Origin of the sequence: Rhizobacter sp. SG703, assembly GCF_012275445.1 — a bacterium.
Lineage (GTDB): Bacteria > Pseudomonadota > Gammaproteobacteria > Burkholderiales > Burkholderiaceae_C > Rhizobacter.
Genome location: NZ_JAAZQK010000009.1, coordinates 56574 through 70426 on the forward strand (window position 1 = coordinate 56574; position 13853 = coordinate 70426).

12 protein-coding genes and 2 riboswitches are annotated in these 13853 nt (G+C 70.2%); of the genes, 6 read left to right on the forward strand and 6 right to left on the reverse strand.

What is annotated here, in order from left to right:
• Positions 1 to 5: 5 nt before the first annotated feature.
• Positions 6 to 389: a hypothetical protein gene (locus FHT26_RS19660; RefSeq protein WP_168561810.1), complete on the reverse strand. Its 384-nt coding sequence runs from the start codon at positions 387 to 389 to the stop codon at positions 6 to 8.
• 128 nt (positions 390 to 517) lie between these two features.
• Here FHT26_RS19660 and FHT26_RS19665 point away from each other — a divergent pair, with 128 nt between their 5' ends.
• From FHT26_RS19665 to FHT26_RS19690, 6 genes are all read left to right on the forward strand, one after another.
• Complete coding sequence (locus FHT26_RS19665) at positions 518 to 2872, forward strand: Tex family protein (protein ID WP_168561811.1); 2355 nt, start codon at positions 518 to 520, stop codon at positions 2870 to 2872.
• Between the two features lie 58 nt (positions 2873 to 2930).
• Positions 2931 to 3464, forward strand: coding sequence for a superoxide dismutase family protein (locus FHT26_RS19670; RefSeq protein WP_168561812.1), 534 nt, complete (start codon positions 2931 to 2933; stop codon positions 3462 to 3464).
• 46 nt (positions 3465 to 3510) lie between these two features.
• A complete protein-coding gene (locus tag FHT26_RS19675) occupies positions 3511 to 4572 on the forward strand; it encodes a patatin-like phospholipase family protein (RefSeq protein WP_168561813.1) in 1062 nt (353 codons plus the stop codon).
• Between the two features lie 63 nt (positions 4573 to 4635).
• Entirely contained in the window at positions 4636 to 5679 is a 1044-nt protein-coding gene (locus FHT26_RS19680) for a chorismate transformation FkbO/Hyg5 family protein (RefSeq protein WP_168561814.1), read from the forward strand.
• Entirely contained in the window at positions 5676 to 6434 is a 759-nt protein-coding gene (locus FHT26_RS19685; protein ID WP_168561815.1) for a lysophospholipid acyltransferase family protein, read from the forward strand. Before FHT26_RS19680 ends, FHT26_RS19685 begins: the two co-directional genes overlap by 4 nt.
• Positions 6431 to 7204, forward strand: a complete 774-nt coding sequence (locus FHT26_RS19690; protein WP_168561816.1) for a glycosyltransferase — start codon at positions 6431 to 6433, stop codon at positions 7202 to 7204. Before FHT26_RS19685 ends, FHT26_RS19690 begins: the two co-directional genes overlap by 4 nt.
• A 25-nt stretch (positions 7205 to 7229) precedes the next feature.
• Here FHT26_RS19690 and FHT26_RS19695 read toward each other — a convergent pair whose 3' ends face one another.
• The 5 genes from FHT26_RS19695 to FHT26_RS19715 all read right to left on the reverse strand — a co-directional run bounded on the left by FHT26_RS19695 (position 7230) and on the right by FHT26_RS19715 (position 13751).
• Complete coding sequence (locus FHT26_RS19695) at positions 7230 to 8621, reverse strand: L-serine ammonia-lyase (protein WP_168561817.1); 1392 nt, start codon at positions 8619 to 8621, stop codon at positions 7230 to 7232.
• A 26-nt stretch (positions 8622 to 8647) separates the two neighbouring features.
• Positions 8648 to 11548 carry an aminomethyl-transferring glycine dehydrogenase gene (gene gcvP / locus FHT26_RS19700; RefSeq protein ID WP_168561818.1) on the reverse strand — a complete coding sequence of 967 codons (2901 nt, stop codon included), beginning with the start codon at positions 11546 to 11548 and terminating at the stop codon, positions 8648 to 8650.
• A 68-nt stretch (positions 11549 to 11616) separates the two neighbouring features.
• Positions 11617 to 11991, reverse strand: a complete 375-nt coding sequence (gcvH, locus tag FHT26_RS19705; protein WP_168561819.1) for a glycine cleavage system protein GcvH — start codon at positions 11989 to 11991, stop codon at positions 11617 to 11619.
• Between the two features lie 71 nt (positions 11992 to 12062).
• Positions 12063 to 13181 carry a glycine cleavage system aminomethyltransferase GcvT gene (gene gcvT / locus FHT26_RS19710; RefSeq protein WP_168561820.1) on the reverse strand — a complete coding sequence of 373 codons (1119 nt, stop codon included), beginning with the start codon at positions 13179 to 13181 and terminating at the stop codon, positions 12063 to 12065.
• A gap of 59 nt (positions 13182 to 13240) precedes the next feature.
• Positions 13241 to 13352: riboswitch (glycine riboswitch) on the reverse strand.
• Between the two features lie 16 nt (positions 13353 to 13368).
• Positions 13369 to 13453, reverse strand: a riboswitch (glycine riboswitch).
• 34 nt (positions 13454 to 13487) lie between these two features.
• Positions 13488 to 13751: a hypothetical protein gene (locus FHT26_RS19715; protein WP_168561821.1), complete on the reverse strand. Its 264-nt coding sequence runs from the start codon at positions 13749 to 13751 to the stop codon at positions 13488 to 13490.
• Between the last annotated feature and the right edge of the window lie 102 nt (positions 13752 to 13853).

Genomic DNA, 13853 nt, shown 5'->3' on the forward strand with positions numbered 1-13853 from the left:
GCGGATCAGCTCAGGGAAGGGGGCCCGCGGGCAAGAAAGCCCGAGGATTGCGTGGCGATGTGCCAGCCGCGGTGCAGCGCCACCGGCGCCTGCGCGAACTCGACGGCCGCGAACACCGGTGCCATCGCGTGCAGCGCATCGCCATGGGTCAACTGGTCGTAGACGTCGCAGTCGCCGCCGTGCTGGTGGCCGGCGAACAGCTTGGCCACCCAGCCGGCATCGGCCGCCTTCGCCAGCGTGGCGGTCGACGCCGTGCCCGGTGCATGCCGCATGTGCGCGATGCCGTGCATCAGACCCAGCGCCTGCGCGAGCACGAGCGACACGAGCAGCACGGCCGCGAAGGCGATGCGGCGCGAGGCACGGGTGAGGGCGAAGGCGGGGTGGGACATCAGGGACGGATGGCGCGAAGGCCGCGAGCATAGCAAACGGTGACAAATCCGCCCGGTGGCCGGCCGATGACCGTGTGGCAAACTCCGCCGCTTTCGTGCCCTACAGGCCTGTTGCGGGCCCCCTCGTTTTGGACAAGATTCTTCTGCAGATCGCCGCCGAGCTGAAGGTTCGGCCGGTGCAAGTGAACGCCGCGGTGCAACTGCTGGACGGCGGGGCCACGGTGCCCTTCATCGCCCGCTACCGCAAGGAAGCCACCGACAACCTCGACGACATCCAGCTGCGCGAGCTCGAATCCCGCTTGGCCTACCTGCGCGAACTCGAAGACCGTCGCGAGGCCGTGCTGAAGAGCATCGACGAGCAGGGCAAGCTGACACCCGCGCTGCGCGCCGCGATCGACGCCGCGCCGACCAAGCAGGAGCTCGAAGACCTCTACCTGCCGTTCAAGCCGCGCCGCCGCACCAAGGGCATGATCGCCCGCGAGGCCGGGCTGGAGCCGCTGGCCGACAAGCTGTTCGCCGACCCGTCGCTCGACCCGGCCACCGAGGCGGTGGCCTTCATCAATGCCGACGGCGGTTTCGCCGATGCGCATGCGGTGCTCGACGGCGTGCGCGACCTGCTCAGCGAGCGCTGGGCCGAAGACGCCGCGCTGGTCGGCAAGCTGCGCAGCTGGCTGTGGGACGAAGGCCTGCTGCGTTCGAAGCTGATGGACGGCAAGGACGTCAACCACCCGGACGTCTCCAAGTTCCGCGACTACTTCGAGTACGACGAGCCGATCAACCGCGTGCCGTCGCACCGCGCGCTCGCGGTGTTCCGCGGCCGCACGCTCGAGTTCCTCGATGCGAAGCTGGTGCTCGACGAAGAGGTGGTGCCCGGCCAGCCGACCCTCGCCGAAGGCCGCATCGCGGTGCACCTCGGCTGGAGCCACAAGAAGCGCCCGGCCGACGACCTGATCCGCAAGACCATCGGCTGGACCTGGAAGGTCAAGCTCAGCCTGAGCCTGGAGCGCGACCTGTTCAGCCGGCTGCGCGAAGAGGCGGAGAAGGTCGCGATCAAGGTGTTCGCCGAGAACCTGCGCGACCTGCTGCTGGCCGCGCCGGCCGGCCCGCGCGTCGTGATGGGGTTGGATCCCGGCATCCGCACCGGCGTGAAGGTCGCGGTGGTCGACGCGACCGGCAAGGTGCTGGACACCCACACCGTCTACCCGCACGAGCCGCGCAACGACTGGGAAGGCTCGCTGCACACGCTGGGCCGGCTGTGCGCGACGCACGGCGTCAACCTGATCGCGATCGGCAACGGCACCGCGAGCCGCGAGACCGACAAGCTGGCGTCCGACCTGATCAAGCGCATTCAGCAGCTCGCGCCTGGCACGCACATCGAGAAGGTGGTGGTCAGCGAGGCCGGCGCGTCGGTCTACTCGGCCAGCGAGTACGCGAGCAAGGAGCTGCCCGACCTGGACGTGAGCCTGCGCGGCGCGGTCAGCATCGCACGGCGCCTGCAGGATCCGCTGGCCGAGCTGGTGAAGATCGAGCCGAAGAGCATCGGCGTCGGCCAGTACCAGCACGACGTGAACCAGAGCGAGCTGGCGCGCAGCCTCGACACGGTGATCGAGGATTGCGTGAACTCGGTGGGGGTCGACCTGAACACCGCGTCGGCGCCGCTGCTGTCGCGCGTGTCGGGCCTGAGCAGCGCGGTGGCCGCGAGCATCGTGCGCTGGCGCGATGCGAACGGCGCGTTCCGCAACCGCCAGCAGCTGCTGGACGTCAGCGGCCTGGGTGCGAAGACCTTCGAGCAGAGCGCCGGCTTCCTGCGCATCCGCGGCGGCGACAACCCGCTCGACCAGTCGGGCGTGCACCCGGAAACGTATCCGGTGGTCGAGAAGATCATGGCTGCCGTCAACAAGCCGGCCGCCGAGGTGATGGGCCGCAGCGACGTGATCCGCGCGCTGAAGCCCGAGGCCTTCGCCAGCGACAAGTTCGGCGCGATCACGGTGAAGGACATCTTCGCCGAGCTGGAGAAGCCGGGCCGCGACCCGCGCCCCGACTTCAAGGTGGCGCGCTTCAACGACGGCGTCGAGGACCTGAAGGACCTGCAGCCGGGCATGACGCTCGAAGGCACCGTCAGCAACGTCGCGCAGTTCGGCGCCTTCATCGACCTGGGCGTGCACCAGGACGGGCTGGTGCATGTGAGCCAGCTGAGCAACAAGTTCGTCAACGATGCGCGCGAGGTCGTGAAGACCGGCGACATCGTCAAGGTCAAGGTGCTCGAGGTCGACCTGGCGCGCAAGCGCATCTCGCTGACGATGAAGCTCGATGCGGTGGTCGCGCCGCGCGGCGAGCGCCAGGGCGACAACAGTTTCCGGCCGGCAGGGCGGGGCGAGCGCGCCGGCGGCGGGGGCGGTCACCGCGCACCGCAGCAGCAACATCAATCGCCCCAGCAATCCGCCATGGCGGCTGCCTTCGCGAAGCTGCAAGGCAAGGGCTGAGCCGCGGCCGGCGAATCAAGGCACCATGCGGTCCGACACTCCACTGAGGAACCCAGCGATGAACACACGTCTTCGACCCCTCGCGCTCGCCCTGATGCTCGGCAGCGCCGCGCTGCTCGGCGCCTGCGCCCATGCGCCCGGCCCGAGCGCCACGGCGACCCTGCTGCCCACCACCGGCAATGCCGCGGTCGGCGTCGTCACCTTCCAGATGGTCGACGACCGGGTGCTCGTCAAGGGCAAGGTGCGCGGCCTGAAGCCGAACCAGGACCACGGCTTCCATGCGCACGAGAAGGGCGATTGCTCCAGCGGCGACGGCATGAGCACCGGCGGCCACTTCAACCCGACCGGCAAGCCGCACGGCTCGCCGCTGGGTGACCACCATGCCGGCGACATGCCGGCGATCACCGCCGACGCGAACGGCGTCGCCGACTTCGAGTTCATGCTGAGCGGCGTGACCATCGGCTCCGGCCCGACCGACCTGGTCGGCCATGGCTTGATCGTGCATGCCAGCCAGGACGACTACGCGACGCAGCCGACCGGCAACTCCGGCGCCCGCATCGCCTGCGGCGTCATCAAACAAGACCCGCACTGACCGTAGCCCGGACGCCAATCCGGGTTTCGCGGCTGAACGACGCCCGATGAAAGCCCTGCTCGTCGCTGCCGGCCCGAAAGCGCGCGAACACCTGCGCCGCGACGGGCTGCGCCCGCAAGACGTGCGCGCGATCCCGGCGGCGGCCGGCGGCCCCAAGGGCCTGGCGCTGAACCACCTCGACCGCTTCCTGTTCGGCGACTGGCTGCCGCGCAGCGACCACACGGTGCACCTGCTCGGCGCGTCGATCGGCGCGTGGCGCATGGCGACCGGCTGCCTCGACGACCCGGCGCGCGAACTGGCGCAGATGGCGGCCGACTACATCGGCCAGCAGTACGAACACGCACCCGGCAAGCAGCCGACCGCCACACACGTGAGCCAGGTGTTCGCCGACAACCTGGTGCGCCAGTTCGGCGCGCGCGAGGCGCAGGTGCTGCAGCATCGGCGCTTCCGGCTGCATGTGTTCACCAGCCGCGGCCGGCATGTGCTGGGCCGGCAGGGACGGCTGCGCACGCCCGTCGGCTACCTGGGCGCGTTCGCGGCCAATGCGCTGAGCCGCCGTGCGATGGGGGGCTGGCTGGAGCGCGTGGTGTTTTCCGACCCGCGCGATGCGTTGCCGCTGTCGCTCACCGACTATCGCACGCACACCGCCGCGCTCGATGCGTCGAACCTGCGCGCGAGCATCCTCGCGAGCTGCTCGATCCCGTTCTGGCTCGACGCGGTGAACGACATCCCCGGCGGCCCGGCCGGCGCCTACTGGGACGGCGGCATCACCGACTACCACCTGCACCTCGACTACGCGTCGATGCACGACGGGCTGGCGCTGTACCCGCACTTCCAGAAGACGGTGGTGCCGGGCTGGCTCGACAAGGGCTTCAAGCGCCGCCACCGCGCCAGCGCGAAGCTCGACAACCTGATCGTGCTGTACCCGAACCCGGCCTGGATCGCGACGCTGCCGAACGGCAAGCTGCCCGACCGGGCCGACTTCAAGGCCTGGGGCGACGACGTGGCCGGGCGGCAGGCGGCCTGGACCCGTGCGGTGCACGAAAGCGAACGCCTGCGTGACGATTTCGAGAAATGGCTGGACCGCCCCGAGGCCGACCCGCTGTAGGACGTTGTACCGGGCGGGAAACCCGGCCCGGAAACGCCACTGCGCTCCCCTAAAATTCGGCCGATGCGCGACCTGTCGTTGTCCTCTCCGCCGCTTCCCCTGTCGTCCCCGCTGCAGTTCCGTCGCGCCTTCGAACCGACCGACACGGCGCCGGCGCTCGACCGCCGCATCCACACCGCCGACGAGCCGCGCGACATCGCGTCGCCCGCGTTGCTGTACCCCGCGGGACCCGTCACCGAGACCTGGAGCGTGCCCGGCAGGCTGCACGAGCAGCGCCGCGGCATCGCGCGTTTCGCGAGCGACGGCCACTGGCTGATGGGCACGCTGTGCATCGACGACGCGACGCTGCCGGGCGGCATCGGCGCCGCGGCGCGGCAGGTCTACGACGCGCTGTTCCAGCTACTGCAAGACGAAGGCTTCCCGCACCTGCTGCGGCTGTGGAACTACGTGGCCGACATCAACGGCGCCGATGCCGGCGGCGACCCGCTGGAGCGCTACCGGCAGTTCAACATCGGCCGCCAGGATGCCTTCCTGGCCGCACGGCGCAGCGCTTTCGACGGCGCGCCGGCCGCCTGCGCGCTGGGCACCACGCGCGGTCCGCTGACGGTGCACTTCCTCGCGGGGCGCGAGGCGCCGCGGGCAGTCGAGAACCCGCGCCAGGTCAGCGCCTACCGCTACCCGTCGCAGTACGGCCCGCGCGCGCCGACCTTCTCGCGCGGTGCGCTGGCATCGATCGGCGGCGGGCGCGAGGCGCTGTTCCTGTCGGGCACCGCCAGCATCGTCGGGCACCAGACGCTGCACCCGGGCGACGTGGCCCGGCAGACCGAGGAGACGCTCGCCAACGTGGCCGCGGTGGTCGATGCGGCCAATGCGCTGAGCACGATCGGGCCGCGCGCGCACCGCGTCGACACGCTCGAGTGCACCGTCTACGTCCGCCATGCGCAGGACCTGCCGACGGTGCGCGAGGTGCTGGCGCGGCGGCTCGGTGCCGATGCGCCGGCGCTGCGCAACGCGATCTACCTGCGCGCCGACGTGTGCCGCGCCGACCTGCTGGTCGAGATCGAGGCGCATGGCATCGCGTCGGCTGCCACGCTGTCGCCCACATGATCCGGCGCGCCTGGCAGCTCGCGTGTTTCTACCTGCTGCTGCTCGGGTTGGGCCTGGCATCGCTCGCCTGGAACCTGGTCGCCGCGCTGATGCTGCCGGTGGTGCCGCGCCGGCGCGCGCAGGCCATCGGCCGGCATGTGGTCGCGAGTTCGTACCGCGCGTTCTGGAACCTCGCGGCCGGCTTCGGGCTGATGGAGGTCGACAGCCAGGCGCTCGACCGGCTCAATGACGGCGCGACCGGGCTGGTCGTGGTGGCCAACCACCCGAGCATGGTCGATGCGCTGCTGATCGTCGCGCGGTTGCGGCGCGGCGTGTGCATCATGAAGGGCGACCTGATGCGCAACGTGTTCCTCGGCGCCGGCGCGCGGATCGCGCGCTACATCCCGAACGATTCGCCGCGCACGATGCTGCGGCATGCGATCGCGACCCTGCGCGAAGGTGCGCAGCTGGTGATGTTTCCCGAGGGCACGCGCACCGAGGCCGGCGCGATGCTGAACCGCTTCCGCCCCGGCGTGACGGCGATCGCGCACAAGGCCGGCGTGCCGATCCAGACGGTGTTCATCGAGACCGATTCGCCGTACCTGCGCAAGGGCTGGCCGATCTGGCGCGTGCCGCCGTTCCCGATGGCGTTCACGCTGCGGCTGGGCGAGCGCTTCGAGCCGCGCGAGGGCGCTGCGCTGCCGCTGGACGAACTGGAGGCGTATTTTCGCAATGAGCTGTGCAAGAAGGAACTGGCCTTGAAAGAGCGGACGTGAGCGCGATCCGCCAGGCGGTGCTGATCCCGAGCTACGACACCGGCGCAACGGTGTACGACACCGTGCGTGCCGCACGCGCGCAGTGGTCGCCGGTGTGGGTGGTGGTCGACGGCAGCACCGACGGCACGGCCGAGGGGCTGCAGCGGATGGCCGAGGCCGATGCGCAACTGCACGTGATCGTGCTGCCGCACAACCAGGGCAAGGGCGCGGCGGTGCTGACCGGGCTGCAGGCGGCGCAGGCGGCGGGCTTCACGCACGTGCTGACGATGGATTCGGACGGGCAGCACCCGGCCGGGCTGATCCCGCAGTTCATGGCGACCTCGCAGCAGCACCCTGATGCGATGGTGCTGGGCAAGCCGGTGTTCGACGCATCGGCGCCGCTGCTGCGCGTGCGCGGGCGGCGCATCTCGAACGGCTGGACCGACCTGGAGACGCTGGGTGCCGGCATCGGCGATTCGCTGTACGGCTTTCGCGTGTACCCGGTCGGGCCGCTGATCGCGGTGATGCGCCGCCAGCCGTGGATGCGGCGCTTCGATTTCGACACCGAAGCGGTGGTGCGGCTCGCGTGGCGCGGCATCGCACCGATCAACCTGCCGGCACCGGTGAAGTACCTGACGGCGGAGGAGGGCGGCGTCTCGCACTTCCGCTACGGGCGCGACAACGTGCTGCTGACGTGGATGCACGCGCGCTTGATGGTGGAGTTTCTGCTGCGGCTGCCGGTGCTGGCGTGGCGGCGCCTGTTGAAGAAACCGCCGTTCCAATACAAGTAGCCCGGATTGGCATCCGGGCGACGGCTCAGCACTCGACGATGTTCACCGCCAACCCGCCCCGCGCTGTTTCCTTGTACTTCGTCATCATGTCCGCGCCGGTGTCGCGCATCGTCTTGATGACCTTGTCGAGGCTCACGTGGTGCGTGCCGTCGCCGCGCATCGCCATGCGGGCCGCGTTGATCGCCTTCACCGACGCGATCGCGTTGCGCTCGATGCACGGGATCTGCACCAGCCCGCCGACCGGGTCGCAGGTAAGCCCCAGGTGGTGCTCCATGCCGATCTCGGCGGCGTTCTCCACCTGCTCCGGCGTGCCGCCCAGCACCGCGCACAGCGCGCCGGCGGCCATCGAGCAGGCGACGCCGACCTCGCCCTGGCAGCCGACCTCGGCGCCGCTGATCGACGCGTTCTCCTTGTAGAGGATGCCGATCGCCGCGGCCGTCAGCAGGAAGTCGACGATGCCGGCCGGCGTCGCACCTGCGACGAAGCGAGCGTAGTAGTGCAGCACCGCCGGCACGATGCCGGCCGCGCCATTGGTCGGCGCCGTCACGACGCGCCCGCCGGCGGCGTTCTCTTCATTGACGGCCAGCGCGTACAGGTTCACCCAGTCCAGCACCTGCAGCGGATCGCGCAGCGCCGCTTCGGGGTTCGACGACAGCTGCCGGTGCAGGTCGGCGGCGCGCCGGCGCACCTTGAAGCCGCCGGGCAGGACGCCGTCGGTGCGCGAGCCGCGCGCGACGCAGTCCTGCATCACCTGCCAGATGTGCAGCAGCCCGGCATCGATCTCGTCGTCGCTGCGCCAGTGGCGCTCGTTGCGCCGCATGATCTGCGCGATGCTGCAGCGTTCGCGCGCGGCGATCGCCAGCAGGTCGGCGCCCGAATGGAAGGGCAGCGGCAGCACCGTGGTGTCGGGCGCCAGCACCTTCTGCTTGCTGCCGTCGGCGGCCAGTTCTTCGCTGACGACGAAGCCGCCGCCGACCGAATACCAGGTGCGCGCGCACAGCTCGGCCCCGTCGCCGTCGAACGCGATGAAGCGCATGCCGTTGGCATGGAAGGGCAGCGTCTGCCGGCGGTAGAAGACGAGGTCGGTCTTCTCGTTGAAGGCCACCGCGTGCTCGCCGAGCAGCTTCAGTTGCCTGCCGCCGCGGATCGCGTCGAGGTGGGCCGGGATGGCATCGGGGTCGACGCGATCGGGCTCATGCCCGGCTAACCCGAGCAGGACCGCCTTGTCGGTGCCGTGGCCCTTGCCGGTGGCGCCGAGCGAGCCGTACAGCTCGGCCTGCACGCGCTGCGTGCGGCCGAGCAGCCCATCGTGCTGCAGCCGCAGCGCGAAGAGCCGCGCGGCGCGCATCGGCCCGACCGTGTGCGAGCTCGACGGGCCGATGCCGATCTTGAACAGGTCGAAGACCGACACGGCCATCAGGCGCTCCCGGTGGGTGGATCAGTTCAGCTGTAGTCGGCCAGCGGCGGACAGCTGCAGAACAGGTTGCGGTCGCCGTAGACGTTGTCGACGCGCCCAACCGGCGACCAGTACTTCTGCCGCTTCAGGCTCTTGACCGGGAACGCCGCTTCCTCGCGCGAATATGCATGCGGCCAGTCGGCCTTCATCAGCGCGCCGGTGGTGTGCGGCGCGGCCTTCAGCGGGTTGTCGTCCTGCGGCCACTGCCCTTGCTCGACCTTGCGGATCTCGTCGCGGATCGCGATCATCGCGTCGCAGAAGCGGTCCAGCTCGACCAGCGGCTCGCTCTCGGTCGGCTCGACCATCAGCGTGCCGGCCACCGGGAAGCTCAGCGTCGGCGCATGGAAGCCGTAGTCGATCAGCCGCTTGGCCACGTCTTCGGCGCTGACGCCCGAGCTGTCCTTCAGCGGGCGCAGGTCGAGGATGCACTCGTGCGCGACCCCGCCGCCCTTCACGCCGGCGATGTTGCCGCTGTAGTGGATGTCGTAGTGGTCGGCCAGCCGCGCGGCCACGTAGTTCGCGCTCAGGATGGCGGTCTCGGTCGCGGCCAGCAGGCCCTGCGAGCCCATCATCCGCACGTACATCCAGCTGATCGGCAGCACCGCCGCATTGCCCAGCGGCGCGGCCGAGACGGCGCCCACCTGCTGCTCGGTGCCGATGCCGGCCGCGCGGTGCGCCGGCAGGAACGGCACCAGGTCGGCCGCGACGCACACCGGGCCGACGCCCGGCCCGCCGCCTCCGTGCGGAATGCAGAAGGTCTTGTGCAGGTTCAGGTGGCTGACGTCGCCGCCGAACTCGCCCGGCGCGGCGATGCCGACCAGCGCATTCATGTTGGCGCCGTCCACGTACACCCGGCCGCCGTGCTGGTGCACCAGCGCGCACAGCTCCTTCACACGGGTCTCGAACACGCCGTAGGTCGACGGGTAGGTGATCATCACGCACGCCAGGTTCGCGCTGTGCTGCTCGCAGCGGGCCTTCAGGTCGGCGAGGTCGACGTTGCCGTCGGCATCGCACTTGGTGACGACCACCTGCAGGCCGACCATCTGCGCGCTGGCCGGGTTGGTGCCGTGCGCCGATTCGGGGATCAGGCAGATGTTGCGATGGCCTTCGCCACGCGACTTGTGGAAGGCCTTGATCACCAGCAATCCGGCGTACTCGCCCTGCGAGCCGGCGTTGGGCTGCAGGCTGATGCCGGCATAGCCGGTGGCCTGGCACAGCCAGTCGCGCAGCTGCTGGTCCAGCAGCGCGTAGCCGGCCAGCTGGTCGCGCGGCGCGAACGGGTGGATGTTGGCGAACTCCGGCCAGGTGATCGGGATCATCTCGCTGGTCGCGTTCAGCTTCATCGTGCAGGAGCCGAGCGGGATCATGCTGCGGTCGAGCGCGAGGTCCTTGTCCGACAGGCTGCGGATGTAGCGCAGCATCTCGGTCTCGCTGTGGTGGGTGTTGAACACCGGGTGCGACAGGAACGCGCTGCGGCGCGCCAGCTCGGCCGGCACCAGCGCGGCCACGCCCTTCTCGCTGCGCGACCACAGCGCGGCGGTGTCGAGGGGCTTGGCCGGCACGATGCGCAGCAGCGCGTCGATGTCGCCCCGGGTGGTGGTCTCGTCCAGCGAAATGCCGACGCTCGTCGCCGATGCGCGGCGCAAGTTGAAGCCCGATTCGCGCGCGGCCTGCAGCACGGCATCGGTGCGGGCGGCGGTCTGCACCTCGAGCGTGTCGAACGCACTCTCGTGCGCCAGCGTGCAGCCGGCTTCCTTCAGCCCGGCCGCCAGCACCGCGGTGTAGCTGGCAACGCGCCCGGCAATGCGCTTCAGGCCTTGCGGGCCGTGGTACACGGCGTACATGCTGGCGATCACCGCCGGCAGCACCTGGGCGGTGCAGATGTTCGACGTGGCCTTCTCGCGGCGGATGTGCTGCTCGCGCGTCTGCAGCGCGAGGCGGTAGGCCGGGTTGCCGTGCACGTCGACGCTGACGCCGACCAGCCGGCCCGGCATCGAGCGCTTGAACTCGTCCTTCGTCGCCATGTAGGCGGCGTGCGGGCCGCCATTGCCCATCGGCATGCCGAAGCGCTGGGTGTTGCCGACCGCGATGTCGGCGCCCATCTCGCCGGGCGGCGTGATCAGCGTCAGCGCCAGCAGGTCGGCGGCGACGATGGCCAGCCCACCGGCCGCATGCAGCGCGGCGATCACCGGGGCCAGGTCCTGCACGACACCGTTGACGCCGGGGTACTGGAACAGCGCGGCGAAGGCCTGCGCCTTCGCGGCTTCCGCGGCCGGGCCGGTGACGACCGTCAGCCCGAGCGGCTCGGCGCGCGTGCGCACCACTTCGAGCGTCTGCGGGAGCACGTCGTCGGCGACGAAGAAGGTGGTGCTCTTGCTCTTGCCGACGCGCAGCGCGAGCGTCATCGCCTCGGCCGCGGCAGTGGCTTCGTCGAGCATCGACGAGCCGGCGATGGCCAGCCCGGTCAGCTCGCAGACCATGGTCTGGAAGTTGACGAGTGCTTCCATGCGGCCCTGCGAGATCTCGGCCTGGTAGGGCGTGTACGCGGTGTACCAGGCCGGGTTCTCGAGGATGTTGCGCAGGATGACGCCCGGCGTGAGGGTGCCGTGGTAGCCCTGGCCGATGAAGCTCTTCAGCACCTGGTTGCGCGCGGCGATGCCCTTCAGCTCGGCCAGCGCCTGCGCCTCGGTCAGCGCGGCCGGCAACTGCATCGGCACCGGGCGGGCGATCGCGCGCGGCACGATCGCGTCGATCAGCGCGCGACGCGACGCGGCACCGATCGCCGACAGCATCAGCTTTTCGTCCTCGGCCTCGATGCCGATGTGGCGGGCGACGAATTCGGTGGGGTTCTCGAGGGCGCCCAAAGGCGTGGCGGCGGACATCAGCATGGCAGTTCCGAATGAAGAGAGGTTGGGCAAGTCGTCGCCCGGATGTCGATCCGGGACCGCGGCAAGCCTCAGGCGTTTTTCACGAGCTCGTCGTAGGCCGGCTGGTCCATCAGCTGGTCGAACTCGCCCATGTCGGTGACGTGCACCTTGAAGAACCAGCCGTTGCCCAGCGGGTCGCTGTTGGCGAGCGACGGGTCGGCGCGCAGCGCTTCATTGACCTCGACGATCTCGCCGGCCACCGGCATGTACAGGTCGGCTGCGGCCTTCACCGATTCGACGACCCCGGCGACTTCGCCCTTCTTGAAGCTGCGGCCGACTTCCGGCAGGTCGACGAAGACCACGTCGCCCAGCGCGTCCTGCGCATGGACCGTGATGCCGACGGTGGCGGCCTCGTGGTCTTCGATGTTGATCCACTCGTGGTCGGGGGTGTACATGGTCGTCATCTGGGGCTCCTTGGGACGAAGTCGAAAAAAAAGGAAGGGACGCTGACCGGCAGCGCGATCGACGGCGGCGATCAGCCGCGGAAATACCGGTGCGGCGAGAACGGCATCGGCGCGACGCGCATCGGCTGCCGCTTGCCGCGCACCTCGGCGAACACCTCGTGGTGCGGCAGTGCATGGTTGCCGGCGAGGTAGGCCATCGCGATCGGCTGGTCGACGCTGGGCGACAGCGTGCCGCTGGTCACGTGGCCGAGCTTGTGGCCCTGGCCGTCGACGATGGTGGCGCCTTCGCGCACCGGCACGCGCTCGAGGCCGAGCAGGCCGACGCGCTTGTTGGTCGGGCCGTGGGCGAGCTGGCCGTCGATCACGCCGGCACCGGGGTAGCCGCCGTGGCGCGCGCCGCCGGCGCGCCGCACTTTCTGGATCGCCCAGGTCAGGCCGGCCTCGACCGGCGTGGTCTTCTCGTCGATGTCGTGGCCGTACAGGCACAGCCCGGCTTCCAGGCGCAGCGTGTCGCGCGCACCGAGGCCGCAGGGCTTGACCTCGGGCTGCGCGAGCAGCGCGCGGGCGAGCGCCTCGGCCTGGTCGGCGGCGACCGAGATCTCGAAGCCGTCTTCGCCGGTGTAGCCGGAGCGGGTCACGAAGCAGTCGGCGCCGGCGAGCGTCAGCGCGCGGCCGGTCATGAAGGTGAGGGAAGCAGCATCGGCGTTCAGACGCGCGAGCGCCTTGACGGCCTGCGGGCCCTGCAGCGCGAGCAACGCACGGTCGGGCAGCGGCTGCACGGTGCACTTGTGGCCGATGTGGGTCACCATGTGCCGGATGTCGGCGTCCTTGCAGGCGGCGTTGACGATGACCAGCAGGTCCGTCTCGCGGCGCGTGATCATCAGGTCGTCGAGGATGCCGCCGCTGGCGTTGGTGAAGAAGCCGTAGCGCTGCTTGCCGACCGCGAGGTCGACGATGTCGACCGGCACCAGCGATTCGAGGGCCTTCGCGGCGTCGGGGCCGACCAGGCGGACCTGGCCCATGTGGGAGACGTCGAACAGCGAAGCGGCGCTGCGGCAGTGCCGGTGCTCGGCGATGATGCCGCCGGGGTAGTTCACCGGCATCTCGTAACCGGCGAAGGGCACCATCTTGGCGCCGAGTTCGAGATGCAGTGCGTAGAGCGGGGTCTTCAGCAGTTCGGCAGCGGACATGTTCTTCTCCGAGGGCATTCACCGATCCAACGTGTCGCCATGACGGCCGACGCGTTGGGGATGCCCTCTCTGTCCGCTTTACCTGAGAGATTGGCGGCCTCCGGATCCCGGTCGACCGCTTGCCCCTTCGGTGGACCCACTCGAGGTGAGCCTCTCTCCAGCGAGGAACGCCCCTTGCGGGGCGCTTGCCAGTCCTTTTGCCTGAGCGTTCGAGCCGGCATCGCTGCCGGTCCTGCGCCTTCGGCGGCTTCGCGTGGAAGCTCTCTCCTGGCGGCGCGAGTTTAGCCCGGAAAGAGCCCGGCTACGTCAGCGGCCGTTCGCGCCCACCGGCGTCATCATGCGGCTGGTGCCGTCGCGAATGCGCTCGGCATCGGCGCGGGCCGCATCGATCTCTTCCGGCGTCATCGGCCGGCAGGTGCCGCGGCGGGCGATGTTGCTGCCGAGGCCGGCTTCGGCGGGGCACTTGGCGGGAGCCGCCGCGGCCTGCTGGCCGGTGGGCTTCGGTGCGGGGTCGGAGGCACAGGCGGCCAGCAGCGCGCACAGGGCTGCCAGGGGAATCAGTCGCGTCATGGTGAGGTGGAAGGGAGGAAGTTGTCGACAACGAATCGCGCGGGCGCGATGCAGGGTTCGAGAGGATAGCGGGTCGGGCTGCGCACGGGCAACGTTCATCGA

Bases quoted from the DNA above. Each gene is read 5' to 3' on its own strand.
- FHT26_RS19685 (WP_168561815.1), top strand. From the start codon at position 5,676: ATGATCCGGCGCGCCTGGCAGCTCGCGTGTTTCTACCTGCTGCTGCTC.
- gcvT (WP_168561820.1), bottom strand. From the start codon at position 13,181: ATGTCCGCTGCCGAACTGCTGAAGACCCCGCTCTACGCACTGCATCTC.
- FHT26_RS19670 (WP_168561812.1), top strand. From the start codon at position 2,931: ATGAACACACGTCTTCGACCCCTCGCGCTCGCCCTGATGCTCGGCAGC.
- gcvP (WP_168561818.1), bottom strand. From the start codon at position 11,548: ATGCTGATGTCCGCCGCCACGCCTTTGGGCGCCCTCGAGAACCCCACC.
- FHT26_RS19660 (WP_168561810.1), bottom strand. From the start codon at position 389: ATGTCCCACCCCGCCTTCGCCCTCACCCGTGCCTCGCGCCGCATCGCC.
- FHT26_RS19675 (WP_168561813.1), top strand. From the start codon at position 3,511: ATGAAAGCCCTGCTCGTCGCTGCCGGCCCGAAAGCGCGCGAACACCTG.
- gcvH (WP_168561819.1), bottom strand. From the start codon at position 11,991: ATGACGACCATGTACACCCCCGACCACGAGTGGATCAACATCGAAGAC.
- FHT26_RS19695 (WP_168561817.1), bottom strand. From the start codon at position 8,621: ATGGCCGTGTCGGTCTTCGACCTGTTCAAGATCGGCATCGGCCCGTCG.
- FHT26_RS19715 (WP_168561821.1), bottom strand. From the start codon at position 13,751: ATGACGCGACTGATTCCCCTGGCAGCCCTGTGCGCGCTGCTGGCCGCC.
- FHT26_RS19680 (WP_168561814.1), top strand. From the start codon at position 4,636: ATGCGCGACCTGTCGTTGTCCTCTCCGCCGCTTCCCCTGTCGTCCCCG.